Origin of the sequence: Agrobacterium sp. ST15.16.024, assembly GCF_027956545.1 — a bacterium.
GTDB classification, from domain to species: Bacteria; Pseudomonadota; Alphaproteobacteria; order Rhizobiales; family Rhizobiaceae; genus Agrobacterium; species Agrobacterium cucumeris.
In genome coordinates, this window is record NZ_JAQKGO010000003.1 from 196408 (window position 1) to 222354 (window position 25947).

The 25947-nt window shown below is 58.7% G+C and carries 23 protein-coding genes; 13 read left to right on the forward strand and 10 right to left on the reverse strand.

What is annotated here, in order from left to right:
• Nucleotides 1-241: 241 nt before the first annotated feature.
• Nucleotides 242-2332 carry a methyl-accepting chemotaxis protein McpU gene (gene mcpU, locus PL640_RS12865; protein WP_271362205.1) on the forward strand — a complete coding sequence of 697 codons (2091 nt, stop codon included), beginning with the start codon at nt 242-244 and terminating at the stop codon, nt 2330-2332.
• 289 nt (nt 2333-2621) lie between these two features.
• Nucleotides 2622-3101 carry a DUF2938 domain-containing protein gene (locus PL640_RS12870; RefSeq protein ID WP_271362206.1) on the forward strand — a complete coding sequence of 160 codons (480 nt, stop codon included), beginning with the start codon at nt 2622-2624 and terminating at the stop codon, nt 3099-3101.
• Between the two features lie 40 nt (nt 3102-3141).
• Here the strand turns inward: PL640_RS12870 and ypfJ are convergent, their stop codons facing one another.
• Both ypfJ and PL640_RS12880 read right to left on the reverse strand, forming a co-directional pair.
• A complete protein-coding gene (gene ypfJ / locus PL640_RS12875) occupies nt 3142-4050 on the reverse strand; it encodes a KPN_02809 family neutral zinc metallopeptidase (protein ID WP_271362207.1) in 909 nt (302 codons plus the stop codon).
• Between the two features lie 98 nt (nt 4051-4148).
• Nucleotides 4149-4637 carry a DUF2306 domain-containing protein gene (locus PL640_RS12880; protein ID WP_271362208.1) on the reverse strand — a complete coding sequence of 163 codons (489 nt, stop codon included), beginning with the start codon at nt 4635-4637 and terminating at the stop codon, nt 4149-4151.
• A 92-nt stretch (nt 4638-4729) separates the two neighbouring features.
• Here PL640_RS12880 and PL640_RS12885 point away from each other — a divergent pair, with 92 nt between their 5' ends.
• From PL640_RS12885 to PL640_RS12895, 3 genes are all read left to right on the forward strand, one after another.
• Nucleotides 4730-5554, forward strand: coding sequence for a LytTR family DNA-binding domain-containing protein (locus tag PL640_RS12885; protein ID WP_271362209.1), 825 nt, complete (start codon nt 4730-4732; stop codon nt 5552-5554).
• A 157-nt stretch (nt 5555-5711) separates the two neighbouring features.
• Nucleotides 5712-9200 (forward strand): carbamoyl-phosphate synthase large subunit, encoded by a 3489-nt coding sequence (carB, locus tag PL640_RS12890; protein ID WP_271362210.1) that lies wholly within the window; start codon nt 5712-5714, stop codon nt 9198-9200.
• Between the two features lie 286 nt (nt 9201-9486).
• Nucleotides 9487-9675, forward strand: a complete 189-nt coding sequence (locus tag PL640_RS12895) for a hypothetical protein (RefSeq protein ID WP_271362211.1) — start codon at nt 9487-9489, stop codon at nt 9673-9675.
• On the opposite strand, the gene PL640_RS12900 is transcribed toward PL640_RS12895, so the two are convergent.
• From PL640_RS12900 to PL640_RS12910, 3 genes are all read right to left on the reverse strand, one after another.
• Nucleotides 9672-10811 (reverse strand): GGDEF domain-containing protein, encoded by a 1140-nt coding sequence (locus tag PL640_RS12900; protein WP_271362212.1) that lies wholly within the window; start codon nt 10809-10811, stop codon nt 9672-9674. The two genes, PL640_RS12895 and PL640_RS12900, sit on opposite strands and share 4 nt — an antisense overlap.
• 148 nt (nt 10812-10959) lie before the next feature.
• A complete protein-coding gene (locus PL640_RS12905; RefSeq protein ID WP_271362213.1) occupies nt 10960-12414 on the reverse strand; it encodes a UdgX family uracil-DNA binding protein in 1455 nt (484 codons plus the stop codon).
• On the reverse strand, nt 12414-13646 hold the full coding sequence (locus PL640_RS12910) for a putative DNA modification/repair radical SAM protein (RefSeq protein ID WP_271362214.1): 1233 nt from the start codon (nt 13644-13646) through the stop codon (nt 12414-12416). The genes PL640_RS12905 and PL640_RS12910 overlap by 1 nt, the downstream gene beginning before the upstream one ends.
• 221 nt (nt 13647-13867) lie before the next feature.
• Here PL640_RS12910 and greA point away from each other — a divergent pair, with 221 nt between their 5' ends.
• Together greA and PL640_RS12920 are read left to right on the forward strand one after the other, a co-directional pair.
• Nucleotides 13868-14344, forward strand: coding sequence for a transcription elongation factor GreA (greA, locus tag PL640_RS12915; RefSeq protein WP_026363859.1), 477 nt, complete (start codon nt 13868-13870; stop codon nt 14342-14344).
• A gap of 86 nt (nt 14345-14430) precedes the next feature.
• Complete coding sequence (locus tag PL640_RS12920; RefSeq protein ID WP_271362215.1) at nt 14431-15486, forward strand: glycosyltransferase family 4 protein; 1056 nt, start codon at nt 14431-14433, stop codon at nt 15484-15486.
• 30 nt (nt 15487-15516) lie between these two features.
• On the opposite strand, the gene PL640_RS12925 is transcribed toward PL640_RS12920, so the two are convergent.
• Nucleotides 15517-15984, reverse strand: coding sequence for an Lrp/AsnC family transcriptional regulator (locus PL640_RS12925; protein ID WP_271362216.1), 468 nt, complete (start codon nt 15982-15984; stop codon nt 15517-15519).
• A gap of 249 nt (nt 15985-16233) precedes the next feature.
• Here PL640_RS12925 and trxB point away from each other — a divergent pair, with 249 nt between their 5' ends.
• The 4 genes from trxB (at nt 16234) to PL640_RS12945 (ending at nt 20262) form a co-directional block, all read left to right on the forward strand.
• Complete coding sequence (gene trxB, locus PL640_RS12930) at nt 16234-17208, forward strand: thioredoxin-disulfide reductase (protein ID WP_052818057.1); 975 nt, start codon at nt 16234-16236, stop codon at nt 17206-17208.
• 24 nt (nt 17209-17232) lie between these two features.
• Complete coding sequence (locus PL640_RS12935) at nt 17233-18129, forward strand: LysR family transcriptional regulator VtlR (protein ID WP_046798419.1); 897 nt, start codon at nt 17233-17235, stop codon at nt 18127-18129.
• Nucleotides 18130-18731: 602 nt separating this feature from the next.
• Complete coding sequence (locus PL640_RS12940) at nt 18732-19022, forward strand: ArsR/SmtB family transcription factor (protein WP_142840681.1); 291 nt, start codon at nt 18732-18734, stop codon at nt 19020-19022.
• A 127-nt stretch (nt 19023-19149) separates the two neighbouring features.
• A complete protein-coding gene (locus tag PL640_RS12945) occupies nt 19150-20262 on the forward strand; it encodes an alkene reductase (protein ID WP_142840339.1) in 1113 nt (370 codons plus the stop codon).
• Between the two features lie 54 nt (nt 20263-20316).
• On the opposite strand, the gene PL640_RS12950 is transcribed toward PL640_RS12945, so the two are convergent.
• Nucleotides 20317-20706: a DUF6220 domain-containing protein gene (locus PL640_RS12950; RefSeq protein ID WP_271362217.1), complete on the reverse strand. Its 390-nt coding sequence runs from the start codon at nt 20704-20706 to the stop codon at nt 20317-20319.
• Nucleotides 20706-21740 (reverse strand): NAD-dependent epimerase/dehydratase family protein, encoded by a 1035-nt coding sequence (locus tag PL640_RS12955; RefSeq protein ID WP_271362218.1) that lies wholly within the window; start codon nt 21738-21740, stop codon nt 20706-20708. Before PL640_RS12955 ends, PL640_RS12950 begins: the two co-directional genes overlap by 1 nt.
• 90 nt (nt 21741-21830) lie before the next feature.
• Between PL640_RS12955 and PL640_RS12960 the strand changes: the two genes are divergently transcribed.
• A complete protein-coding gene (locus PL640_RS12960) occupies nt 21831-22775 on the forward strand; it encodes a LysR family transcriptional regulator (RefSeq protein ID WP_142840342.1) in 945 nt (314 codons plus the stop codon).
• Nucleotides 22776-22883: 108 nt separating this feature from the next.
• Here the strand turns inward: PL640_RS12960 and PL640_RS12965 are convergent, their stop codons facing one another.
• A complete protein-coding gene (locus PL640_RS12965; protein ID WP_142840343.1) occupies nt 22884-23150 on the reverse strand; it encodes a DUF2188 domain-containing protein in 267 nt (88 codons plus the stop codon).
• A 194-nt stretch (nt 23151-23344) separates the two neighbouring features.
• Between PL640_RS12965 and PL640_RS12970 the strand changes: the two genes are divergently transcribed.
• Nucleotides 23345-24451: a calcium:proton antiporter gene (locus tag PL640_RS12970; protein WP_142840344.1), complete on the forward strand. Its 1107-nt coding sequence runs from the start codon at nt 23345-23347 to the stop codon at nt 24449-24451.
• 209 nt (nt 24452-24660) lie between these two features.
• Here the strand turns inward: PL640_RS12970 and PL640_RS12975 are convergent, their stop codons facing one another.
• Nucleotides 24661-25863, reverse strand: a complete 1203-nt coding sequence (locus PL640_RS12975; protein ID WP_142840345.1) for a pyridoxal phosphate-dependent aminotransferase — start codon at nt 25861-25863, stop codon at nt 24661-24663.
• Nucleotides 25864-25947 lie beyond the last annotated feature (84 nt).

The following is a 25947-nucleotide window of genomic DNA, read 5'->3' on the forward strand; positions in this document are numbered from 1 at the left end:
CTTTGCGGCCCGATGATCAAAATTTGCGCAGAATTTCAAAACCTGCCGGCACCGGCTGAAACGGCATGAACCTGAACAAATTTAGCCGAATTTTACCATTTCGCTTTACCTATTAGAACATCGCGTAGTTCTTTTAAATCATAAGCTGCATGACGCAGAATATTCTCGCCTTAGAGGCATGTCTTTCTCCCATTCTCCAAGATGACCCGACTGGGCATATCTGGTTTCAAGGACGTGTAGCTTGCCAAAAAAATCCAACCTCATGACGCGCATCCTGTTTGCGGCGTCATCACTTGTTGTCGCCGCCTTTGCGGGCTTTTCTTTCTATATCGATAGCCTTCAGCACCGGGTCACCACGGAAGCGGTGGCGGAAAACATCGATTCGTCCGGTAAGCAGGCCGCACAGAGCATCGCCAACTGGCTGAGCGGCCGCATCATGCTCACCGACACGGTGGCGAAAACGATTGCGAAACTTCCGGAGGACGATGCCAAGCTGCAGTTCCTGCAGAACGACGTGCTGACAGCGCAGTTCATGTCCACCTATTTCGGCAATGCCGAAACCGGCGTTTTCACGACATTCCCGAAAACACCGCTGCCGGAAGGTTATGACCCGCGCAAGCGCCCCTGGTATCTGGATGCGGTCAAGGCCGGCAAGCCGGTGCTGACCGAACCTTACACCGACGCCTCGACCGGCGGCCTCGTCATCACTGCCGCCATGCCCGTTTCCATTGACGGCAAGTTGGCTGGCGTGACGGGAAGCGACTTCTCGCTGGATTCGCTGGTCACGATGATCAAGTCCGTGGATGCCGGCACGGACGGTTATGCCTTTCTTGTCAACAAGGATGGCAAGATCCTCATTCATCCCGATCCGAAACTCGTCGACAAGCCGCTGAGCGATCTTTTCAAGGTCAACACACCGACAATCTCCTCGGCGATTTCCCAGACTGAAATTGACGGCAAGGGCAAGATCACCAGTTTCATACCGGTTGCCGGCCTGCCCTCGGTCGAGTGGTATCTCGGCTTCGTCGTCGATTCCGATATCGCCTACAGCGCAATCGGCCAGTTCCGGCTGGCGGCGACCATTGCCACGGTTCTTGCCGCCGCAATCATGATCGCGCTGCTTGCAACCGTGCTCTCCCGTTTCATCGTCCGCCCCGTCACGCAGATGACCTCGGCCATGGAAGGCCTTGCAGCCGGCAATCTCGATGTCGCCATTCCCGGCCAGGAACGCACCGACCAGATCGGCTCGATGGCCGCAGCGGTTGCCGTTTTCAGATCGAACGCCATGGAACGCCTGCGTCTGGAAGGTGATGCCGAAGAGAACCGCACGCTTTCCGAACAGGAGCGCAATGAGCGTGAGAGACTGGCGTCAAAAGATGCCGCAGACATCCAGTTCGCGGTCGATTCGCTCGCCAAAGGCCTGGCACATCTTTCGGACGGCGATCTCAATTACCGCATCGACACACCTTTCGTGACCCGCATCGACCGCCTGCGCGACGATTTCAACAATTCCGTCGCCAAGCTGAATGTGGCGCTCAGCACCGTTGGCCAGAACGCCCGCGCAATCGACGCCGGTGCTGGTGAAATTCGCCAATCCGCCGACGATCTGGCCCGGCGCACCGAACAGCAGGCCGCCTCGGTGGAAGAAACCGCCGCAGCACTCGAGGAAATCACCACCACGGTGAAGGACTCCGCCCGCCGCGCCGAGGAAGTCGGCCGTCTGGTTGATCGCGCCCGCGGCAATGCCGAACAATCCGGCATCATCGTCGAAGATGCGGTTCGTGCCATGGAAGGCATCGAAAAATCATCGTCGGAGATCAGCAACATCATCGGCGTGATCGATGAAATCGCCTTCCAGACAAACCTTCTGGCCCTGAATGCCGGTGTGGAAGCCGCCCGCGCCGGTGAAGCCGGCAAGGGTTTTGCCGTCGTCGCCCAGGAAGTGCGCGAACTTGCCCAGCGCTCCGCCAACGCGGCCAAGGAGATCAAGACGCTGATCAACGCCTCCACATCGCAGGTACAATCCGGCGTCGATCTCGTCGGCAATGCCGGCAAGGCGCTGGAAACCATCGTCCGCGAAGTGCAGGAGATCAACCGCCATATCGACGCCATCGTGACGTCGTCGCGCGAACAGTCGACCGGGCTTCAGGAAATCAACACCGCCATCAACACCATCGATCAGGGCACCCAACAAAATGCCGCCATGGTCGAAGAACAGACGGCGGCCAGCCACGGACTGGCTTCGGAAGCGGCGGCGCTCAATGATCTGCTGGCGCAATTCCAGCTCGCTACGGCCACGCGGCGGCAGGCGGAATATGGGCGGGCTGCTTAGGGGAACCGCCTGCTCGTTGGTGGAGGCAAAGCATACAAACTCCGTCACCCCGGACTAGATCCGGGGTCCAGCGCGATCAAGTCCTTGATCGCGAAAGACTCATTTCCTCACGGCGCAGACGCGCCGTGGCTGGATGCCGGATCAAGTCCGGCATGACGGAGGAGAGGTTTCAACCTCTTTCATGGCCGGACCGATCCGGCCATTTTTATTTGCCGCGCGAACGATACCCCGTTCTCTCTACCGGCCCGATCCGCTAGAGCTTGATCGATCATGATATGTGGAGGGATTTATGCTGGAACTGATTTGGCGCGGCATTGCCATGGGCATTGGCGGCACCGTGTTTATGGATATATGGGCGATTATGTTGCATCGGTTTTTCGGCCAGTCAGCACCGAACTGGGCGCCGGTTGGCCGCTGGTTCTGGCATGTGCCAAAAGGCACGATTTTTCACGACAGCATCGCCACTGCCGCACCTTACGAGCATGAACTGGCGCTCGGCTGGATTTCGCATTATGCCGTCGGCATCCTCTACGGCATTATTCTGGCGCTGGTGGTGCCGGCTGCGTGGTTTGCAAACCCATCCTTCATCCAGCCATGGATCGTCGGCATCGTCACGGTCGGTGCGGGCTGGTTCCTGTTGCAGCCGGGTCTTGGCATCGGCTGGGCGGCATCAAAAACGCCCAATCCCACCAAAGTCCGTATTCTCAACCTCGTGGCCCACACGATCTTCGCGCTGGGCATGTATGCCGTGGCGCTTTTGCTGCGCTAAATGAAAAGGGGGCTGAAAAGCCCCCTCTCCTGTCTTTGTCTCAGATATTCGCCGAGAACGTATCACAATCTTCGACACGGCCGTTCTGGAAGCCGCGCTTGAACCATTCCATGCGCTGCGCCGAAGTGCCGTGGTTGAAACTATCAGGCACCACATAACCTTGGGTCTGCTTCTGCAACGTGTCATCGCCGATCTGGTGGGCGGCGTTCAGTGCTTCTTCGAGATCGCCCGTTTCGAGAATGCCCTTCTGCTCGGTGAACTTGCCCCAGATGCCGGCATAACAATCCGCCTGAAGCTCCACCCGCACCGACATCTTGTTGGCATCCACCTGGCTCATTGACTGGCGGCGGCGGTTAAATTCCGGCAGGACGCCGGTCAGGTTCTGCACATGATGGCCAACCTCATGCGCAATCACGTAAGCCTGCGCGAAATCGCCGGCCGCACCGAAACGCTGGTCCAGTTCCTTGAAGAAGTTGGTATCCAGATAGACCTTCCGGTCGCCAGGGCAATAAAACGGGCCGCTGGCTGCGGAGGCGTTACCGCAGGCGGAAGACACCTGTCCGGAGAACAGCACCAGCGTCGGTTTCTGATAGGTCTCCCCGGCAGACTGGAAGATACCGCTCCAGGTATCCTCGGTTTCCGCCAGCACGGTGCGTACGAAAGCCGTTGTCTCATCCGACGACTGACCCTGCGGGCGCGTGCCGGATTGCTGTTGCGTCGTGCCACCGCCGTCCATCGACAAATCGCCGCCGGTCAGCAGCGTCAGCGGGTTGATGCCGAGCACCCAGCTGATCACAAGTATGACCAGAAGACCGCCAATCCCGATACCGCCGCCGCGACGTCCGATCGGTACCCGCATCCCGCCACGGGAAAAAGGATCACCCGATCCCGCTGACATGCCGCGCCGGTCCTCGATATTGTCCGACTGGCGACGCCCTCTCCATTCCATGCTCTTCTCCCGGCGAATACCGCCTCAACAAGCTGCCTTATAACGGCACTATAATACATCTTGTTCCGGAAGAAAGCAGAGGCGGCGAACGGAACCTCTCACACGGCTCTACGTCTCTGTTTCAACACCGCCAGAAACAGGATGGCGAACACCAATGCGCCGGCGGAAAGGGCAGCAAAACCCACTCTCCCGTCGCCGAAGGCAACCTCATGCATGATGCGCCCCGGAACGAAGGTGAAGCCGCCGGCAATCACGATACCGCCGAGATAAACACTCTGCATGATCCGCATATGCCGTCTGATATCGCCGCGGCGGGCGAAATAAACCGATTGCAGACACCCGTAGATGGTGAAGATGGAAAGCAGATGGATCGGGCTGAAACCATAAAACACCTTCAATTCATGGATGAAGAAGGTAGAAGCCGCAGTCGCGACCATCAGCACCATCCAGATCTTGCCAAGTAGCCGGTGGATGGCGGTGCCCTTGGGACGCAGGAAGATGAAGGCCCCGAGAATGGCTGCGGGCACGACGGTGGCGACATGGAATTGCACGGCAAGCGGTGCATCTAATAAAGGCTGGAATGACATGGGCGCTGTTTCGGCTCTGTTGAAATCACCGGCAATTTCGGCAAAACATGCGTTCAGGGAAAACGGATTGGCGCCATCAGCAGGAAAACTTCGTGGATCACCCATATCTGCAATCCACGCTTCGTGAAATGCACGCCATCCTGCAGTCGCGCAGGCTGTGGCTGACATTTCTCGCCGTGCTGGCGATCTTTATCGTGACCGGACCTTTCGGGACGAGCGAAACCATGAGCTTCGCCGACCGGCTGCTTTACTGGACAATCATACAGGCCGGCGCCTGGACATTTGCCATATCCTTTTCCATCATCGCCAACCGTATCTTCGCGGATAGCATCAGAAACATGCTGGCACGCATGATGCTCGGCTCGCTGACGGCCGCGCTGCCGATAGGGCTCTTACTTACCATCACCAACCGGGTCTTTTCAGGCACGGAAATGGGTTTCGGCCCCTTTTTGCAAAGCAGCCTGTCGTCCCTGCCTCTTTGTGCCATCTTTTGCCTCTTGAGTTATCTCACCGCCGCCAGCCAGTCCCTGGAAACGACGGCAATTGCCGTAACGGACATAGGGAAAGACGGCAAATGCGAGGTAAAAGGCACCGCGCCGCTGCTGGAGCGGCTGCCGCCGCAAAAGCGCGGAGAATTGCTGCGGCTATCGGTGCAGGACCATTATACTGAAATCGTCACCACGCGCGGACGCCAGCTCGTTCTGCTGCGTTTTTCCGATGCACTGAAAGAAATAGGCCAGACCGAGGGCTTGCAGGTCCACCGATCCCACTGGATTGCCGATGCCGATGTCGTCTCGCTGCGCAGGCAGGCAGGACGTCTGCACATCGTCACAAAAGACGGCACGGAAATCCCCGTCAGCCGCTCTTACAGCACGGCGGTGCAGGCCCGTTTCGCCGCGCGTGCCCCCGCCGGCTAAGAGTTTCTGTCGATTCCGGAATTTATGGGGTTCCGTTCTCAAAAACATTTGCCTATAAGCCGCTTCTAGCCTGAAAACATTTGAATTGCGCTCCCCGGCCGGTGATCTTCCACCCTGGCCGGTGTTTTGCGCAACCAAAAAGCGGAACGAGAGAGCCATGCCGAAGCGCCAAGATATCAAGTCCATCCTCATCATTGGCGCAGGACCGATTGTCATCGGCCAGGCATGTGAATTCGACTATTCCGGCACACAGGCCTGTAAAGCGCTGAAGGAAGAAGGTTACCGGGTCATTCTGGTCAACTCCAACCCGGCAACGATCATGACCGATCCGGGCCTTGCCGACGCTACCTATGTCGAGCCGATCACGCCTGAGGTCGTCGCCAAGATCATCGCCAAGGAACGCCCGGACGCGCTGCTGCCGACCATGGGCGGTCAGACCGCGCTCAACACGGCGCTTTCTCTCAAGCGCATGGGCGTTCTCGACCGTTACAATGTCGAAATGATCGGCGCGAAGCCTGAAGCCATCGATATGGCGGAAGACCGCGCCTTGTTCCGTGAGGCCATGGCCCGCATCGGCCTTGAAACCCCGAAGTCGATGCTCGCCAACGCAACCGAAATCAAGGATGCCGACCGCAAGAAGCACGAAATCGCCCGCACCGAACTGAAGGGCAAGCTTTCCGGTCCTGAGCTCGACAAGGCGCTGGACGACCTCGAAAACCAGTGGAACCTCGGCGAGACCGATCGTAAGCAGCGTTACATGGCCCACGCCATGGCGATTGCCGCCCAGGCCATCGACCATGTCGGCCTGCCCGCCATCATCCGCCCGTCGTTTACGCTTGGCGGCACCGGCGGCGGCATTGCCTATAACCGCTCGGAATTCTTCGACATTGTCTCGGGCGGCCTCGATGCATCGCCGACGACCGAAGTGCTGGTCGAAGAATCGGTGCTCGGCTGGAAGGAATATGAGATGGAAGTCGTCCGCGACACGGCGGACAATTGCATCATCATCTGCTCCATCGAAAACATCGATCCGATGGGCGTCCACACGGGTGATTCGATCACAGTCGCACCGGCGCTGACGCTGACGGACAAGGAATACCAGATCATGCGCAACGCCTCTATTGCGGTGCTGCGTGAGATCGGCGTGGAAACCGGCGGCTCGAACGTGCAGTTCGCCGTCAATCCGAAAGATGGCCGCCTCGTCGTCATCGAAATGAACCCGCGCGTGTCGCGCTCGTCCGCGCTGGCATCGAAGGCGACCGGCTTCCCCATCGCCAAGATCGCCGCCAAGCTCGCTATCGGTTATACGCTGGACGAGCTGGAAAATGACATCACCGGCGGTGCGACGCCCGCTTCGTTCGAGCCGTCGATCGACTATGTCGTCACCAAGATCCCGCGTTTCGCCTTCGAGAAATTCCCCGGCGCCTCGCCGATCCTCACCACCGCCATGAAGTCGGTCGGTGAAGTCATGGCGATTGGCCGCACCTTCGCCGAATCGCTGCAGAAGGCGCTGCGTGGCATGGAAACCGGCCTCACCGGTCTCGATGAAATCGAAATCCCCGGCTTTGAGGAAGGCGAAGGCTCCAAGAACGCCATCCGTGCCGCCATTGGCACGCCGACGCCGGACCGTCTGCGTATGGTCGCCCAGGCGCTGCGCATGGGCATGACCGAAGAAGAAGTCCACGAAAACTCCAAGATCGATCCGTGGTTCATCGCCCAGTTCAAGGCCATCGTCGACATGGAAGCCCGCATCCGCGAGCATGGCCTGCCGCAGGATGCCGAAAACCTGCGCATGCTGAAGGCCATGGGCTTTTCCGACGCCCGCCTCGCCAGCCTGACGTCCAAGCGTCCGAAAGAAGTGGCCGAACTGCGCAACAGCCTCAATGTTCGCCCGGTCTTCAAGCGCATCGACACCTGCGCGGCCGAATTCGCCTCGCCGACCGCTTACATGTATTCGACCTATGAAATTCCCTTCGTTGGCGCAGCCCGCTCGGAAGCGCAGGTTTCCGACCGCAAGAAGGTCGTCATCCTCGGCGGTGGCCCGAACCGTATCGGCCAGGGCATCGAGTTTGATTATTGCTGCTGCCACGCCGCCTTCGCGCTGAAGGATGCCGGCTTCGAAGCCATCATGATCAACTGCAACCCGGAAACGGTTTCCACCGACTATGACACCTCCGATCGCCTCTATTTCGAGCCGCTGACGGCCGAAGACGTGATCGAGATCATGCGCGCCGAACAAGAAAAGGGCGAGCTGGTTGGCGTCATCGTGCAGTTCGGCGGCCAGACCCCGCTGAAGCTCGCAGAAGCGCTGGAAAAGAACGGTATCCCGATCCTCGGCACTGCACCCGACATGATCGACCTTGCCGAAGACCGCGACCGTTTCCAGAAGCTGCTGATGAAGCTCGATCTCGCCCAGCCGAACAACGGCATCGCCTACTCGGTCGAGCAGGCCCGCCTCGTGGCCTCCGAAATCGGCTTCCCGCTGGTGGTGCGCCCGTCCTACGTTCTGGGTGGCCGCGCCATGCAGATCATCCATTCGGAAGGCCAGCTGCAGACTTACCTGCTCGACACGGTTCCGGGCCTCGTACCCGAAGACATCAAGCAGCGTTACCCGAACGACAAGACCGGCCAGATCAACACCCTGCTCGGCAAGAACCCGCTGCTGTTCGACAGCTACCTGACCAACGCCGTCGAAGTCGACGTCGATGCGCTCTGCGATGGCGAAAACGTCTTCGTGTCAGGCATCATGGAGCATATCGAAGAAGCCGGCATCCATTCGGGCGACTCGGCCTGCTCGCTGCCGTCGCGTTCATTGAGCAAGGAAACCCTTGACGAGCTGGAGCGCCAGACGACGGCGCTTGCAAAAGCGCTGAATGTCGGCGGCCTGATGAACGTGCAATATGCGATCAAGGACGGCACGATCTACGTTCTCGAAGTCAACCCGCGCGCTTCGCGCACCGTGCCTTTCGTCGCCAAGACCATCGGCGCGCCGATTGCCAAGATCGCCGCCCGCGTCATGGCCGGTGAAAAGCTCAATACAGCGATTGCCGCCTATGGCGAAAAGCCTGATCCGCGCAATCTGAAGCACATCGCCGTCAAGGAAGCCGTCTTCCCCTTCGCCCGCTTCCCCGGCGTCGACATCTTGCTCGGACCGGAAATGCGCTCGACCGGTGAAGTCATCGGCCTCGACACGGATTTTGCGCTCGCCTTCGCCAAGAGCCAGCTCGGCGCCGGCGTTGACCTGCCGCGCTCCGGCACGGTCTTTGTTTCGGTGCGTGACGACGATAAGGAAGGTGTTCTCCCCGCCATCCGCATTCTGGTGGAAAGCGGCTTCAAGGTCGTGGCCACCGGCGGCACACAGCGTTTCCTTGCCGAACGGGGCATCAACGCCGAAAAGATCAACAAGGTGCAGGAAGGCCGTCCGCATATCGAAGACGCCATCCGCAACCGTCAGGTCCAGCTCGTCATCAACACCACTGATAGCAACAAGGCGATTTCCGATAGCAAGTCGCTGCGCCGTGCAACACTGATGCAGAAGGTGCCCTATTACACGACCATGGCCGGTGCCGAAGCGGCAGCCCTTGCCATCAAGGCACTGAAGGCCGGCAATCTGGAAGTGAAGCCGCTGCAGAGCTATTTCCAGTAAGCGACCGCGGGAAATCCGCGCCGTCACGTGCTGAATGAAAACGAAACGCCGCGGGTCGCAAGATCCGCGGCGTTTCGCATTGCGTAATCCCCCTGCAATCCGTTTCCGGTATCAAAAACGCATCATTCCGACGTGAGGTTCATGATGCCCTTATCCAAGACCGACATACCGCCCTCGGCCACAGGCGGATATATTTCGCCTGTGCTTGCCCGCATGATTGCCGGCATTTCCGCGCGTGTTGACGCAACCTCGGTGATCAGCACCGAAACCTTGCGGGGTTAAAGCAATGGCAGGACGTCCGCCGGGACCGGAACGGGTGGCTTTTCCGCTGCGGATCGAACCCGCAATATTGAACGTGATCAGGAACACGGCCAGCGGCGAGTTGCGCAGCATCAATGCCCAGATCGAGATATTGCTCAAGGAAGCCCTGCACCATCGCGCCGCGGTGGATGAAGTGAGCGAGCAGCAGGGCTAGGCCGCCAGCGCCTCGCGCACGCAGTTGCGCCCTTCGCTCTTGGCGCGGTAGAGGGCGCGATCCGCCATTTCCGCCAGCGTCTGCAGGTCGCAGCGCATTTCGCCGGTGGTCGCGACGCCGATGCTGATCGTCACGCCGACGCGCAATCCACCACAATCGACGTCATTGACGGCAACCGCATTGCGAATACGCTCGCCGATCATTGAGGCTTTCTGACCTCCTGCACCCGGCAGAAAGATGATGAATTCCTCGCCACCGTAACGCGCCAGCACATCGGCACCGCGTATGCTGCCGCCGATGCGTTTCGCCACTTCCTGAAGGACGCTATCACCAACGGCATGGCCAAAACGGTCGTTGATCGATTTGAAGTGATCGATATCCAGCAGCATGGCCGCATCGGCGGGATCGGGAGCCGCAGGCATGGCCTGGAAAAAGAAGCGGCGGTTCTTGACGCCGGTCAGCGGATCGGTATTGGCGAGAACCAGCAATTTCCGTTCGGACCGCTCGGCCACCAGCATCATCACGAACAGCGCGATGGCGAAGTTCAGCATGATGATGAAGAAAAACGCATTGACCAGATTGATGATGGCATAGTCCGGGAGGAATATGCTTTTCACCACGGATAGCGAAATCAGACCGGAAATCCCGGTGATTGCGCCGAGTGCCAGACGGGAGAGAAGCCGCTCCTTGCGCCACCTTGCGAAAAGACCACCCGCGCCCGCAAGATAGGCGAGAGCCGCGCAGCCATTGAACAGAGCCGCACGACAGGCATTGTTTTCAGCCACCTGCAGCGCGACGACAATCGCCAGCAGGGCGACAAGACAGAGGACAACCACCGTTCGGCGACCCACAGGGCGTCCGTCGCTCAAAACTTTCAGACCGAGCCAGATCAGCGCATAACCGATAATGCCGAAAACGACACTGCCGAGCTGCCAAAAAGCCGGTGACATTATCCCCCATTCGCCGTAACCGGCGAGGGTGGAGCCAATTGTCATGGCAGCAAAGCCGGCGGCAAGAGCAACCGGGCCACGCAATCCACGATTTGACAACTTCAGATAGATGAAACTCAGCAACCCTACAATATAAGAGCACTTTTGCATCAGTATGACTGTCGTGAGGTCGAGTTCACCCAACATAATATGTCCACGCAATAAATAAATAAAACGAATTCAATTATCGTCTATAAGTATAAAATTTCAATAAAAATAGCGAACCAAAAATTTATAAATTATATTCATAAAAAATAGAATAAAATACAATGCTCTTATAAATTAATAAAACAATCTATTCGAATGATCTTATAAACTCCATATCCTTCTTGAAGAGCAGAATTTCCGCGTGCTTCGCCTCCGCGTCCGGCAGGCGCAGCAGATAGGAAGGATGCACCGTGACAAACAGCGTCCGCCCTTCCTGCATGGGCAGAGGGCGGCTGCGAACGTTGGTGACTTTCTCCTTGCCACCGGTCAGCGCATAAAGCGCCGTTGCACCCATGGCGACGATGAGCTTGGGCTGCACCAGTGCAATTTCCTGGCTCAGCCACCAACGACATTGCTGCACCTCACCCGCATCCGGCCGCTGGTGAATGCGCCGCTTGCCACGTGTTTCATATTTGAAATGCTTGACGGCATTGGTGACGTAAAGCCGCCTGCGATCCACGCCGATCTCGCCCAGCGTCCGGTCAAAGAGCTGACCGGCAGGGCCGAGGAAAGGTTTTCCGGCAAGATCTTCGTGATCGCCCGGCTGCTCGCCGACGATCATGACATCCGCATCTTCCGGCCCCTCGCCAAAAACAGTTTGCGTCGCCTTGCAATGCAACGGGCACCGGGTGCATTGGCCTGCCTGCCGCCTCAAAGAGGCAAGCGAATCTTCTGGTTCCGGCGACAGGACCTCTTCCCGCGCCGCGGCGGCAACGGCCTGCAGGCGGCGGTGAAAAGGTTGCGGCTGGCTTGCCGCCTTGGCCGCCATATCCAGCACCCGCGCCTCCGCGCCCAGAATGAGGCCGGGAATGAGATCCGCCTCGGGCAGGTTCTTCCAGTATTTTTTCGGCATCTCCGCCGTCATCGCCTTGATCTTCAAGCGGGCGGGATTGAAGATATTGGCGTAATAAGTCCGCCAGAGATCATCCGTCTCGTCTGTCAAATCGGGTTTGGCGGCGGCCTCTCGCGATGTTTGCAGCACGCTCCCATCCCATCGCGCAGACCCTTGCGGTGTCGCGATCAACCAGTCCATGTCGGTGAACCGCCGCTGGAAAAACGGCGCCTCACGCTCGACAATAAAATGATCCGGCTCGAACCAGGCAACGAAGCGCCGTCGCCCGCCCTGCCCCTGCGGTAAGGGTAACTCCTTGAAACGAACGAAGGCCGTCATCTTGTGACAGTCACGACGGACGGATTTTTCGAGCAGTCGTGCCTGTGAAACATCCGGATCGGACTTGAATTGCAACAGGGCGCGATCCTGCCTAAGCCGCCACAGCAGCCGGTATAGCAGCGCAAAACGGCCCTTATCACTGTGACAGATCACCGCCTGTGCCAGCGCCACGAAAGCGGACGGAGCGGAGACCTGGGTTTCCCTAGGCTTGAGCGTCGGCAACGGCTCCCCGGCAAAATCCAGCAGACCAGCTTCGTCATCCCGCAGCCGCCAGTCGATCGCCTCTGGCGGTATGTTGGCGGCAAGCGCCGCCCGAGCCGCATCGCGCCACTCGCCGAAATCGCCCCGCCCTTCGAGAACCGGGCCATACATCACAACAGCGACAATTGTTCGGGCTGCGGCTCAAACATCGCCCGCAGATCAGGCCGTTCAGTCAGTTTGCCCGGCGTCCAGCCGTCCGCGACGATAAAGGCCTTCACCTTTTTCAGGGACACCCCGAAACGGGCAACTTCCTCCAGCCGTACCCGCCGGAACCGCCGTGATGACAGGATGGACGCCACCGTCTTGGTGCCGAAACCGGGAACGCGCAACAGCATTTCCCGATCCGCCGCATTCACATCCACCGGAAAACGGTCGCGGTTTTTGAGCGCCCATGCCAGCTTCGGATCGATATCGAGATCGAGCATGCCATCGCCACCAATCGCGGTTATCTCGCCAATGTCGAAACCGTAAAATCGATAAAGCCAGTCGGCCTGATAAAGCCTGTGCTCACGCATCAAGGGCGGCTTGATCAGTGGCAGGTTTTTGGAGGAATCCGGAATGGGACTGAAGGCGGAATAATAAACGCGGCGCAGGCCATAACTGCCATAAAGCCGGGCGCTGGTGGAGAGAATGGTGCTGTCATCAGCGCCGTCAGCACCCACGATCATCTGCGTGCTCTGCCCGGCGGGCGCAAAGCGCTTGGTCCGACGCGTGCGCACCGTCGGCTCGCCGGCCTCCTCGATTTTCAGGCGGATATCGGCCATGGAGCGGCGAATATTGGCGGGCTGCTTTTCCGGCGCGAAACGGCCGATACCGCTATCGGTCGGCAACTCGATATTGATCGACAGCCGGTCCGCATAAAGCCCCGCTTCCTCTATGAGCTTCGGCGATGCTTCAGGGATCGATTTCAGATGGATATAACCACGAAATCCATGGGTAACGCGCAACTCACGCGCCACGCGCACCATCTCCTCCATCGTATGGTCGGAAGAGCGGATAATACCGGAGGAAAGAAATAGCCCCTCAATATAGTTGCGCCGATAGAATTCCAACGTCAGCCACACCACCTCTTCGGCGGTAAATCGCGCGCGCTCCACATTGCTGGAGGAACGGTTGATGCAATAGGCGCAGTCATAAATGCAGAAATTGGTGAGCAGGATTTTCAGCAGCGAAATGCAGCGCCCATCCGGCGCATAGGCATGGCAGATCCCCGATCCCTCCGTGGAGCCCAATCCGCCCGATGCAGCCGAGCTGCGTTTCGTCGTACCGCTGGAGGCGCAGGATGCGTCATATTTCGCCGCATCGGAGAGAATGGCCAGACGTTGCCTGATTGACTTCTTCATAATTATGTTCACTATATGTTCTATTGAGAAATGTCAATCTTGCCGCCTAACTTCATGAATGAATGCATAAAATTGCCCGCCTCAAATTTGCTGGCATTTCGCTGTCGTCTTCTGATATAGTCGGCTTAGTTATGATTTTGGCATGGTTCCGGAGTTCCTCTCCGGAACCTGTTTCTTTTTGTGTCTGCAAGTAAAGCGACCGGAATGCGAAGGATAAAAAAATGGTAGAAAAAGTACCGATGACTCAGGGTGGATTCGTCAAGCTGCAGGAGGAGCTGCGCTTTCGCCAGCAGGAGGAACGTCCCCGTATCATCGAGGCAATTGCGGAAGCGCGCGCCCATGGCGACCTTTCGGAAAATGCCGAATACCACGCTGCCAAGGAAGCCCAGAGCCATAACGAAGGCCGCATCACCGAACTGGAAGACCTGACCGCCCGCGCGGAGGTCATCGACCTTTCCAAGATGTCCGGTTCCAAGATCAAGTTCGGCGCCACCGTCAAGCTGGTGGACGAGGACAGCGACGAGGAAAAAACCTACCAGATCGTCGGCGACCAGGAAGCCGATGTGAAGGCTGGCCGCATTTCCATTTCCTCGCCCATCGCCCGTGCCCTGATCGGCAAGGAAGTTGGTGACAGCATCGAAGTCAATGCTCCGGGCGGCGCCAAGGGTTACGAAATCCTCGCGGTACAGTGGGGCTGATGAGCCTCACGCAATGCGCCCCTCGCGGGCGCATTGCCTTTTGACGTATCAAACCGCCAAACCAGCCGCAGAGACGGAAGCCCATCTTGTCCCACGTCAGTCTGAAAGATGTGCAGGTGCTTGCACCGAACTTCAAGCGCAGGCTCTCCGGTGTCACCTCCACCATCGTTCAGCTCATTCCAGTGCAGAACCGGCTGGGACAGAAAGTGGCCGTCATCGGCCCCGGCCTGCCGCCGCATCTGCCGCATGTGCGCTTCCGCGATCTGTGGCGGCTCTGGCAAAACGGTCCGCTGGGCGGCCCGCGCATCTGGCATGCCCGCCGCAATCTTGAAATGTTGCCGGGCATTTTCATGCGCGATGTGCTGCGCATGAAGGTAAAGCTGCTCTTCACCTCGGCCGCGCAGAGGCGGCATTCCGCCTATACCCGTTTTCTGATTTCGAAGATGGACGCCGTGGTCGCGACAAGCGGCCGCTCCGGCTCGTTTCTGGAAGTGCCCCATAGCGTCGTGATGCATGGCGTCGACACCGATCTGTTTCATCCGGCGGAAGGCCCCGAGTACACGATTGCCTCAACCGGCCTGCCGGGACACTATCTGATCGGCTGTTTTGGGCGGGTGCGCCACCAGAAGGGCACCGATCTCTTCGTGCGCGCCATGATCGAGCTTCTGCCCGCACACCCTGAATGGACGGCCGTGGTTTCCGGCCGCGTGACGGCGGAACACAAGGCCTTTGGTGACGCACTCAAAGCCGATGTTGCCGCAGCCGGCCTTTCCGACCGCATCGTGTTTCAGGGCGAAGTCGATGATATCAAACCCTGGTACAGACGGCTGACGCTCTATGTCGCACCGTCGCGAAATGAGGGTTTCGGCCTGACGCCACTGGAGGCGATGGCGTCGGAAACATCAGTCGTTGCCAGCAATGCCGGCGCTTACGAGGAAATGATCGTCGAGGGAAAGACCGGCATGGTGGTCGAAGCGGGTGACTACGCAGCACTCGTGGATGCGATAAAGCCCTATCTTGCCGACCCGGCTCTGGCCAAAAACCATGCGCTGGCCGGGCTTGCGCATGTGCGCACCACATTCCCGCTGGAAAAAGAGGCGACAAGTCTCGGTGCGGTCTATGACGCGCTAAGGCGCGCATAACGCCTAGCAAAGCAACTGCAAATCTGCCGTTCAGATTTCCACGAGGCCGACGCGCTTGACCTGACGGATGGTGAGCATGGTGCGAACCGTGTCGACATTTTCGTCAGCCGTCAGAACCTCGATGACGAAATCCTGAAACTCGGTGAGGTTTCTGGCAACACAATGCAACAGGAAATCGCTTTCGCCTGACACCATCCATGCCTGCCGCACCAGCGACCAGCCGGCGGTCGCGGCAGCGAAAGCCTTCAGATTGCTGTCCGACTGGCGCTTGAGGCCAACCATGCAGAAGGCGACGAGATCAAAACCGAGCTTCGGCGCGCTCAACATGGCGTGATAACCCTCGATCACACCCGCTTCTTCCAGCTTGCGGACACGCCTGAGGCATGGCGGCGCGGAAATACCGACCCTTTCGGCCAGTTCCACATTGGTCATGCGCCCGTCGCGCTGCAATTCGCGCAGGATTTTCAGATCGATGGCATCGAGTTCGACGCTGGTCACGGAGAAGTTCCTCGTTAAGCCGTACAAGTTCCTTGTACTATTCGGCACGGGATTCGCAACAATATGCCGCCGGCCGGTTACAAAATTACGCGCGCATCCACAACTGCCTTGTTGGTAACGCAAGGCTGCCCTTGAATAAAGACACTAGACAACCTTAAATACCTGCCAACGAAGGGGTTGTGGCCCGTCCGCCGTCCACGGCTGGAAGGCCCTTGAGCGAAGACCCTGCTATTGAGAAGGAATGTTTCCATGTCTGCCCGCCATACGAAGGTACTGATCATCGGTTCCGGTCCCGCCGGCTATACGGCGGCCATCTACGCGGCCCGCGCAATGCTGAAGCCGGTGCTGATTGCCGGTATGGAACAGGGTGGCCAGCTGATGATCACCACCGATGTCGAAAACTATCCAGGTTTTGCCGATCCGATTCAGGGTCCGTGGCTGATGGACCAGATGCTGAAGCAGGCAACCCATGTGGGCGCGGAAATCGTCAGCGACCTCGTGACCGAAGTTGACACCACGACCCGGCCATTTGTGGTCAAGACCGATTCCGGTCAGGTCTGGACTGCCGATACGCTGATCATCGCCACCGGCGCCAAGGCCAAGTGGCTCGGTATCGAGAGCGAACAGCATTTTCAGGGCTTCGGTGTTTCCGCCTGCGCCACCTGCGACGGGTTCTTCTATCGCAACAAGGACGTGATCGTGGTCGGTGGCGGCAATTCCGCCGTGGAAGAGGCGCTCTATCTCGCCCATATCGCCAAATCCGTGACAGTCGTGCATCGCCGCGACAGCTTCCGTTCGGAAAAGATCCTGCAGGAACGGCTGTTTGCCAAGGAAAACGTCAAGATCCTGTGGAACACGGAAATCGCCGAAATTACCGGCGCACCCGCCAAGCCACCCATGCCACCCTCCGTCTCGGGTGTGCGCCTGCGCGACACCAAAACCGGCGTCATCAGCGATACGCCCATCGACGGCGTCTTCGTCGCCATCGGCCATGCGCCTGCGGTTGAACTGTTCAAGGGCAAGGTGAAGCTGAAAGACAACGGCTACATGTGGACCGCTCCCGATTCCACGGCAACCGACGTCGAAGGCATCTTTGCGGCCGGTGACGTCACCGACGACATTTACCGCCAGGCGATCACCGCCGCCGGCATGGGCTGCATGGCAGCGCTGGAAGCAGAACGCTATCTCACCGCGCAACAACCGCTCGCGGTCGCAGCGGAATAACCGAAAGGCAGGATAGGCATGGCAATGCCATTGGACTGGGATAAACTGCGCATTTTTCATGCCGCAGCCGAAGCAGGGTCTTTCACCCACGCTGCCGACAAGCTGCATTTGTCCCAGTCGGCCATCAGCCGCCAGGTCAGCGCGCTGGAGCAGGATGTCGGCGTCAAGCTGTTCCATCGTCATGCTCGTGGCCTGATCCTCACCGAACAGGGCGAGCTGCTGTACCGCACCGCCCATGACGTGCTGCTGAAGCTCGAAACGGTGAAGATGCAGCTGACCGAAACGACGGAAAAGCCGAGTGGCAAGCTGCGCGTCACGACGACGGTTGGTCTCGGCCAGGGCTGGCTGACGGACAAGGTGCAGGAGTTCCTGCAACTCTATCCGGAAATGTCGATCCAGCTCATCCTCGACAATGAGGAACTGGACGTGAACATGCGCCACGCCGATTGCGCCATCCGCCTGCGCCAGCCGCAGCAATCGGACCTTATCCAGCGCAAGCTGTTTACGGTGCACATGCATGTCTATGCCGCGCCGTCCTACATCAATCGCCACGGCGAACCGCAGTCGATCGAGGATCTGGACAATCACCGGATCATCTCCTTCGGTGAACCGGCGCCCAACTACCTTCTTGATGTCAACTGGCTGGAAAACGCCGGGCGGTCTTCAGACAATACGCGCATCCCGCATCTTCAGATCAACAGCCAGACCTCAATCAAACGTGCCTGCCTGCTGGGAATAGGTATTGCCTGTTTGCCTGACTACATCGTCGGGCGCGATCCCGGTCTCATCCAGCTGTCGCTGGCCGCAGATATTCCGTCATTCGATACCTACTTCTGCTATCCCGATGAAATGAAAAACGCCGCAAAGCTGAAAGCTTTCCGCGATTTCATCGTCGCCAAGGCGCGGAACTGGAACTTCTGACGTTAAAATAGCCGGAAAACCTGAATATCCTTTTGAATTCAAACACTTGAAAATGCGGATGAGAGGGCTGCCGGCAGGCGGCCCTCACCAGCATTGCACATAAAATATACCGGAAATATCGAGGCCTGCATCGCGCGCATGCCTGACCTGCACAAAAAAGAGTTGTTTCGTGCACAAAAAAGCACCATATCGCTCTCAGCTGATGCACACGGTGGCTTTTCCTCCCAGTTCCACCGCATCAGCTGTTCCCCTCTGGAGGTTTTTGACCTTCACACTTAAAGGGCCCTGGATCTATCCGGCGGCCCTCTTTTTTTACCCGCAAGAATTTTCCCCAATTTGGCGAAATATCGCACGATGCAACCTTGTTTTGCATTATTGACGCTCCCATATTTTAGCTGGCTGTCACGCTCCCTTAAGGCACGCGACAGCTGTTCCCCTCTGGAGGTTTTAACCTTCAAACTTATCGGGCCGCGGAGACATCCAGCGGCCTTCTTTTTTGGGAAGTATCCCCGCCATCCCCACAGGCCCTCACGGATACGTGATTTGTATATCGGAAACCATCGATATAAACATCGTTCATGCCAGATATTAGAGAAACACCGATGAACCCGGAGGAAGTCCTCAAAGCCCTTTCCCACCCTGCCAGGCTGAAATTTCTGGAATGGCTGAAGTGCCCGGAAAATCACTTCTGTCAGGACCATCCGTTCAGCATGGGTGTGTGCGCCAACCAGTTTCAGATCAGCGGCCTGTCACAATCCACCGTCTCGTCGCATCTGGCGGTGTTGCAGGCAGCCGGCCTGATAAGGTCGAAGAAGGTCGGGCAATGGGTGTTTTTCGAACGCAACGAGGAAACCATCGACGCGTTCCGCAATTATCTGCACGCGAATCTCTGAGCCTCCCAAGCTTTGAGCCCTGGGGTGTCGGACTGGAAACCAGCACGTGGTTCTCCTTCCGGCACCCAGACCGAAAGACAGCGCGCCTTAAGCGCAATTTCGCCAACCGACCAGAAAGTGAAGTCGCATGACCAGTCTTTTCGAACCGGCACAGGCCGGCGATATCGCACTCGCCAATCGTATCGTCATGGCTCCCCTCACCCGCAACCGTTCGCCGGGGGCAATTCCCAACAATCTCAACGCCACCTATTACGAGCAGCGCGCCACGGCCGGGCTGATCGTCACCGAAGGCACCCCGATTTCCCAGCAGGGACAGGGCTATGCGGATGTTCCGGGCCTCTACAAGCAGGAAGCCGTCGAAGGCTGGAAAAAGATCACCGACGGCGTACATTCGGCCGGTGGCAAAATCGTCGCGCAGATCTGGCATGTGGGCCGCATTTCGCATACGTCGCTGCAGCCGCATGGCGGCCAGCCCGTCGCCCCTTCCGCCATCCCTGCCAAATCGAAGACCTATATCATCAATGATGACGGCACCGGTGCTTTTGCGGAAACCTCCGAGCCGCGTGCGCTCACCATCGACGATATCGGCCTCATCCTTGAGGATTACCGCAGCGGCGCCCGTGCCGCGCTGGAAGCTGGTTTCGATGGCGTCGAAATCCACGCAGCCAACGGTTATCTGATCGAGCAATTCCTGAAATCCAGCACCAACCAGCGCACCGACGACTATGGTGGTTCGATCGAAAACCGCGCCCGCTTCCTTCTGGAAGTAGTGGATGCGGTTACGGAAGAAATCGGCGCGGGCCGCACCGGCATCCGCCTCTCCCCCGTCACACCCGCGAACGATATTTTCGAGGCTGATCCGCAGCCGCTTTACAATTACGTTGCGGAAGAGCTCGGCAAGCGCAATCTCGCCTTCATCCATGTCGTTGAGGGTGCAACCGGCGGCCCGCGTGATTTCAAGCAGGGCGACAAGCCGTTCGATTACGCAGCCTTCAAGGGTGCGTATCGCAATGCCGGCGGCAAGGGCCTGTGGATCGCCAATAACGGCTACGACCGTGCAAGCGCTATTGAAGCCGTGGAAAGCGGCAAGGTCGATGCTGTCGCCTTCGGCAAGGCCTTCATCGCCAATCCGGACCTGGTGCGCCGCTTCAAGAACGATGCACCGCTGAATGAGCCGAACCAGCCGACCTTCTATGGCGGTGGCGCAGAAGGCTATACCGACTATCCGGCGCTCGGCTGATCATTGATAAAACCAAACGCCGCACTGCGTCTCCGCAGTGCGGCGTTTTCCGTTTCAGGATGCGGTGCGTGCCTGCCGGGCGGCGAAATCGGAAAACGCCCCCATAACAAAGGCATTGGCCACATGCAGCGCCTGCAGAAAGCCATTGCCCGTTTCCCGGCCGATGCTCATCAGCGCCACCTGCAGGCCATAGAGCGCAAGCAGCACCAGCGCGCGATTGAGGTTCGGCCGCAGATCGTCATAACGCAGCGCGAGGAAGACCAGCGACGCGATGGGGATGGCGATAAACATGCCAAGCCCCTTGTGCACCGAAAGCAGCGATCCGTCATAATAGATCGACAACCCCGCCAGCAGCACCTGTGCAAAAATCAGCACCGGCACCCCTGCCGAAATCACCGCGAACACACGACGCCGAGCTGACATCCCATTTGCCGCGGTGGCCATCACACCCTGCCCCCGGCATCCGCCGTATGATGATGGCTCGCCGGTTGCGGCACCTGCTGGAGGCAGCCGAGGCTCGCCAATGTCGCCGAGACGGCTGCATCAATCGGCGTCCGTGGTTCCGTGCCGAGAAAATCCGCAAGCTTGCGGTTGCTCATGCGGATCGGCATCTGCCAGAGATATTGCATTTCCAGCACTTCGCGAAACAGCGGAACGAAGGGTGCGGCCAGCCTTATGCCCGGCCAGAAAAGCCGACGCATCTTGACCGGGTGACCAACGACCCGCTCGATTGCCGCAACCAGTTGTAACCCATCGAAATCCCAGAAACCTTCCATGTGATAAACGGCGAAAGCCGGAAGATCGCCGGAGCGGTCGAGCAACCGGCCGATCGTTTCCGCCACGTCAGGCAGATAGGCCCATTGATGTCCGGCATAGGGTGCCGCAGGGTTCTGGACGCTGCGCACTGGCTTACCCGGCCGCACCAGCATCTGCGAAAACCAGTTATTTTTCGCATCGGGGCCGAAAAAATCCCCGGCGCGGACAATCAGCACCGGCACGCCACGCATCGACGCCATCTTCAGCCGCCGCTCCATCTCCACCCGCAACGTGCCCTTGCGGGTGAAAGGCTTTTGCGGGCTGTCTTCCGTCAGGAGCGGAAAGGCATCCGGCCCGAAATTATAAACGCTGCCGGGAAACACGATCCTCGCCCCGCAGGCCTCAGCCGCCGCGATGGTGTTGTCGAGCATCGGCAGCACCTGCCTGTCCCAGTTGCGATATCCCGGAGGGTTGACCGCATGGACTATGAGCGTTGCCCCCTTCGCGGCCTCCACCACGTCCTGCCGGTTCATGGCGTCGCCGGTCACGCGCTCAATACCATCCGTCGCACCGGATGGTGCCTGCTGGCGCGTCAGCGCCCTCACCCGCCAGCCGCGTTGCAACAGCATCTTCGCCACATGGCTGCCCACACCGCCATTCGCCCCGACGATCAGCGCCAGAGGCTGATTTTCTGCTGTATCTGCGTGTTTTTCATATATCATCGCCATCACTCCTTCTTGTGGGCTGGAGTATCGTCCCGTCCTGCGATATACGAAATTGTCGAAATGGGTGGAGCAGGTATACAAAAATTTATGATCAAGAGCCGGGATGTCAGCTGGGATTTTTACCGCACCTTCCTCAGTGTGCTGCGTGACGGCTCGCTGTCTGCGGCCGCGCGTGAACTGGGCATCACTCAGCCGACTGCAGGGCGCCATATCGGCGCGCTGGAAGAAGCGGTCGGCTTTCCGCTGTTCATCCGCTCACCGCACGGGCTGATGCCGACGGAAGCTGCCCTTGCGCTCCGCCCCTATGCGGAAAATCTCGCAGCGACAGCGGCAGCGCTCATGCGTGCGGCATCCGGCGAAGTCGGCAAGATTGAAGGCACCGTGCGCATCAGCGCATCTGACATCATCGGCGTGGAAATGCTGCCGCCCATCGTTGCGGCCATGCAGGAAATTCACCCCCGGCTCGAAATCGAGCTTTCGCTATCGGATACGCTGGAAGACCTTTTGCGGCGCGAGGCCGATATCGCCATCCGCATGACCGAACCGCAGCAGGATGCGATCGTCATGCGCTACATCGGCAATTTCCGTCTGGGCTTTCATGCAACGCGCGATTATCTGGCGAAAGCCGGTATTCCGAAGGTCATGGAAGAATTAAACGAGCACCGGATGGTCGGTTTCGACCGCAAGACGCCATTCATCAGGGCGGCCATCCAGCGGATGCGCGCCCTTGATCCGGAAATACCCGATATTGAGGATATCTGCTTCGAAATCCGCGCCGACAGCAATCTCGCCCAGCTTGCCATGATCCGCGCCAGCGCAGGCATTGGCGTCTGTCAGATCGGCCTTGCGCGCAAGGACCCGCGGCTGGTGCAGGTTCTGCCTGACATCGACATCCCGCTGCATACCTGGGTGGCGATGCATGAAAACCTGAAGACCTCGCCACGATGTCGTGCCGTGTTCAGCGCCCTCGTCGAAGGCCTGAAGGCACATCTCAAGGAGACCGACCCGGGCGCTCCGCCGCAACGGCGCTAGGACTATTGGGAAATGGTTGCCGCGCGGACCTCGGTCCGCGGTGATGTAAAACCAACTTGCGGAACATGCAACGTGATGCCGATTTGACCGGAAATGCCGGCTCTTTCATCAAAACGGTCTGGCCGACGGTAAGGTCTTGTCCACGACTTCAGCTTCCGGCCGGTCGCCGCCCTGGCTATATTCTTCATGCCATTGGCCGCGTTCGTCCTGATAGCTGATTTCCTCGTCATCGCCGCCCACCTGCTGTTCAGCGGCAACGATACGCGCAGCCTCGACGGCATCCGCATAGGAAGGGAAGGTTTCAGAATAAGCGCCGTTCATGCGGTAAGCGAAGCCTCCGTCATGTTCGACGATTTCATACACCACTTTGGTCATGCATGTTCCTCCTGTTTCAGTAGGCGACATGGCAACCACAACCGCGTTTCAAGCATTGCACCCAACGGGGACACCGCGGCATGAGCAGCATGTCCTGCGACATCACTATCCTACCAAAAGCACTCAAGCGCAAATCCTGCTTGATCTGAGGGACGATACGTCACAGCCTGCGGCTGTCAGGGGAAGGGAAATCAATGGTGGGTTCTATTCTGAAGCAGGAGCGCATATTGCTGCTCGCGATACCGGCGGCAATCGTTGCCTATATGGCCGAACATGCAATATTCGAGGGCGGGAAAACGGCATCGCTCATCGCCGCAATCGCCCTGATCGGGCTCATCGTTCTGGTCTCTATGCGGGTTGCCCATCACGCCGAAATCCTCGCCGCCAAGGTCGGCGATCCCTATGGCACGATGATCCTCACGCTGTCGGCAGTTGCGGTGGAAGTGCTGATCCTCGCCATCATCATGAGTGAATCCAGCTCACCGACACTGGTGCGCGACACGATCTATTCCGCCGTGATGATCGACATCAACGGCATTCTTGGCTTAGCCGCCCTGCTCGGCGGGCTGCGCCACGGCGAACAGCCATATAATGATGATTCCGGCAAGACCTACGGGGTGATGATCCTTACCGCCATGGGCATTTCGATGATCGTGCCGGAATTCATTCCCGATGAAAGCTGGCACGTCTATTCCGCCTTCACCATCGTTGCCATGATCGCGCTTTATGCCCTGTTCCTGAAAATGCAGGTCGGGCCGCACAGCTATTTCTTCAGCTATGCCTATCCCCGCAAGGCGCATCCGGCCGGTCAACCATCGGAGAGCCATGCCGAGGAAGAAGACGAAGGCAGCGTGCCACTGTCCATCGGCCTCATCATCGCCGGTGTGGTGCTGATCGGCGTACTGGCGGAATTCATGTCGAGCTTTTTGAGCGTCAGCCTCGAAGGCACCAGCGCGCCACCGGCGCTGATGGCGGTGGTGGTGGCGACAATCTCGGCATCGCCGGAAATCCTCACCGCACTCCGCTCCGCCTTGCGCAATCGCATGCAGGCCGTGGTCAACATCGCCATGGGCGCATCGCTGTCGACGGTCATTCTCACCGTGCCGGTCATGGAGGGTATTGCGCTCTACACCGGCCAGCCCTTCATCATGGCGATGACACCGGTTCAAACCGTCATGGTCTTCATCACCCTCATCGCCGCCGCCATCAATCTCAACGACGGTGAGACCAATGCGATTGAGGGAATGACACATTTCATCCTCTTCGCCACCTTCGTCATGCTGCTGTTTCTGGGGCTTTAAAAACGAGCGTTGCGCCTGGATTTCGAGCGTCTGACAAGGCGTCGCCGAAACCTCTCCTCCGTCATCCTCGGGCTTGACCCGAGGATCCATCGTCCCGGGTTGCAGATCCTCGGGTCAAGCCCGAGGATGACGTCGAATGTACGGGCATCTATCAAAAACAAAAAAGCCCGGCATCGCTGCCGGGCTTCCTTCAAAATCGCAACAACCGATCAGCGGCAATCAGCGCAGAAACGCTGGATGCGCTTGCAGGCTTCTTCCAGCAGGGTTTCCGACGTGGCGTAGGAAATGCGGAAGTTCGGGCCGAGGCCGAAAGCCGATCCCTGCACGACGGCAACGCCTTCGGCTTCCAGAAGCTCGGAGACGAAGTCCACATCACTCTCGATGACCTTGCCAGATGGCGCGGTCTTGCCGATCAGGCCGGCGCAGGACGGGTAGACGTAGAATGCGCCTTCCGGTGACGGGCAATTGATACCCTTGGCCTGGTTGAGCATGGAGACGACGAGATCACGGCGACCTTCGAAGATCTTCTTGTTGGTCGGAATGAAATCCTGCGTGCCGTTCAGCGCTTCAACAGCCGCCCATTGCGCAATCGAGCTGGCGCCCGAGGTCTGCTGGCCCTGGATCATGTCCATGGCCTTGATCAGCGGCAGCGGGCCGGCCGCGTAGCCGATACGCCAGCCGGTCATGGCATAGGCCTTGGAGACGCCGTTCATCGTCAGCGTGCGGTCATAAAGCGCAGGCTCGACTTCGACCGGGGTGACGAATTTGAAGTCGCCATAGGTCAGGTGCTCATACATGTCGTCCGTCAGCACCCAGACATGCGGATGCTTGACCAGCACGTCCGTCAGCGCCTTCAGCTCGTCATGCGAATAGGCGGCACCCGAGGGGTTGGAAGGCGAGTTGAAGACGAACCACTTCGTCTTCGGCGTGATCGCCTTTTCCAGCGCTGCCGCGGTCAGCTTGAAATTGTCTTCAAGCGTGGTGTCGACGAATACGGGCGTGCCGCCGCAGATCGCCACCATTTCCGGGTAGCTGACCCAGTAAGGTGCGGGAATGACGACTTCGTCACCCGGGTTGAGGGTGGCCATGAAGGCGTTAAAAAGGATCTGCTTGCCGCCCGTGCCGACAATCGTCTGCTCCGGCTTGTAGTCGAGACCGTTTTCGCGCTTGAACTTTTCGGCGATGGCCTTGCGCAGTTCCGGAATGCCGGAAACGGGCGTGTATTTCGTTTCGCCGCGCTTGATGGCGTCAATGGCCGCTTCCTTGATATTTTCGGGCGTATCGAAATCCGGCTCGCCGGCGCCAAGGCTGATCACATCGCGGCCCTTCGCTTTAAGCTCGCGGGCTTTCTGGGTAACGGCGATGGTGGCGGATGGCTTTACGCGGGAGAGAATGTCGGCAAGGAAGGCCATTTTTAATCGGTCCTATTGGGGTTGACATCGGTAGAAGCTGAAAAACTTGTTTTCTGCGGCACTTTCTATGTCGAAAGACAGGCC

Bases quoted from the DNA above. Each gene is read 5' to 3' on its own strand.
- trxB (WP_052818057.1), top strand. From the start codon at position 16,234: ATGTCTGCCCGCCATACGAAGGTACTGATCATCGGTTCCGGTCCCGCC.
- PL640_RS12960 (WP_142840342.1), top strand. From the start codon at position 21,831: ATGATCAAGAGCCGGGATGTCAGCTGGGATTTTTACCGCACCTTCCTC.
- PL640_RS12870 (WP_271362206.1), top strand. From the start codon at position 2,622: ATGCTGGAACTGATTTGGCGCGGCATTGCCATGGGCATTGGCGGCACC.
- ypfJ (WP_271362207.1), bottom strand. From the start codon at position 4,050: ATGGAATGGAGAGGGCGTCGCCAGTCGGACAATATCGAGGACCGGCGC.
- greA (WP_026363859.1), top strand. From the start codon at position 13,868: ATGGTAGAAAAAGTACCGATGACTCAGGGTGGATTCGTCAAGCTGCAG.
- PL640_RS12900 (WP_271362212.1), bottom strand. From the start codon at position 10,811: ATGTTGGGTGAACTCGACCTCACGACAGTCATACTGATGCAAAAGTGC.
- PL640_RS12905 (WP_271362213.1), bottom strand. From the start codon at position 12,414: ATGTATGGCCCGGTTCTCGAAGGGCGGGGCGATTTCGGCGAGTGGCGC.
- PL640_RS12965 (WP_142840343.1), bottom strand. From the start codon at position 23,150: ATGACCAAAGTGGTGTATGAAATCGTCGAACATGACGGAGGCTTCGCT.
- PL640_RS12975 (WP_142840345.1), bottom strand. From the start codon at position 25,863: ATGGCCTTCCTTGCCGACATTCTCTCCCGCGTAAAGCCATCCGCCACC.
- PL640_RS12910 (WP_271362214.1), bottom strand. From the start codon at position 13,646: ATGAAGAAGTCAATCAGGCAACGTCTGGCCATTCTCTCCGATGCGGCG.
- PL640_RS12880 (WP_271362208.1), bottom strand. From the start codon at position 4,637: ATGTCATTCCAGCCTTTATTAGATGCACCGCTTGCCGTGCAATTCCAT.
- PL640_RS12935 (WP_046798419.1), top strand. From the start codon at position 17,233: ATGCCATTGGACTGGGATAAACTGCGCATTTTTCATGCCGCAGCCGAA.
- PL640_RS12950 (WP_271362217.1), bottom strand. From the start codon at position 20,706: ATGGCCACCGCGGCAAATGGGATGTCAGCTCGGCGTCGTGTGTTCGCG.
- carB (WP_271362210.1), top strand. From the start codon at position 5,712: ATGCCGAAGCGCCAAGATATCAAGTCCATCCTCATCATTGGCGCAGGA.
- PL640_RS12945 (WP_142840339.1), top strand. From the start codon at position 19,150: ATGACCAGTCTTTTCGAACCGGCACAGGCCGGCGATATCGCACTCGCC.
- PL640_RS12940 (WP_142840681.1), top strand. From the start codon at position 18,732: ATGAACCCGGAGGAAGTCCTCAAAGCCCTTTCCCACCCTGCCAGGCTG.
- PL640_RS12955 (WP_271362218.1), bottom strand. From the start codon at position 21,740: ATGATATATGAAAAACACGCAGATACAGCAGAAAATCAGCCTCTGGCG.
- PL640_RS12970 (WP_142840344.1), top strand. From the start codon at position 23,345: ATGGTGGGTTCTATTCTGAAGCAGGAGCGCATATTGCTGCTCGCGATA.
- PL640_RS12895 (WP_271362211.1), top strand. From the start codon at position 9,487: ATGGCAGGACGTCCGCCGGGACCGGAACGGGTGGCTTTTCCGCTGCGG.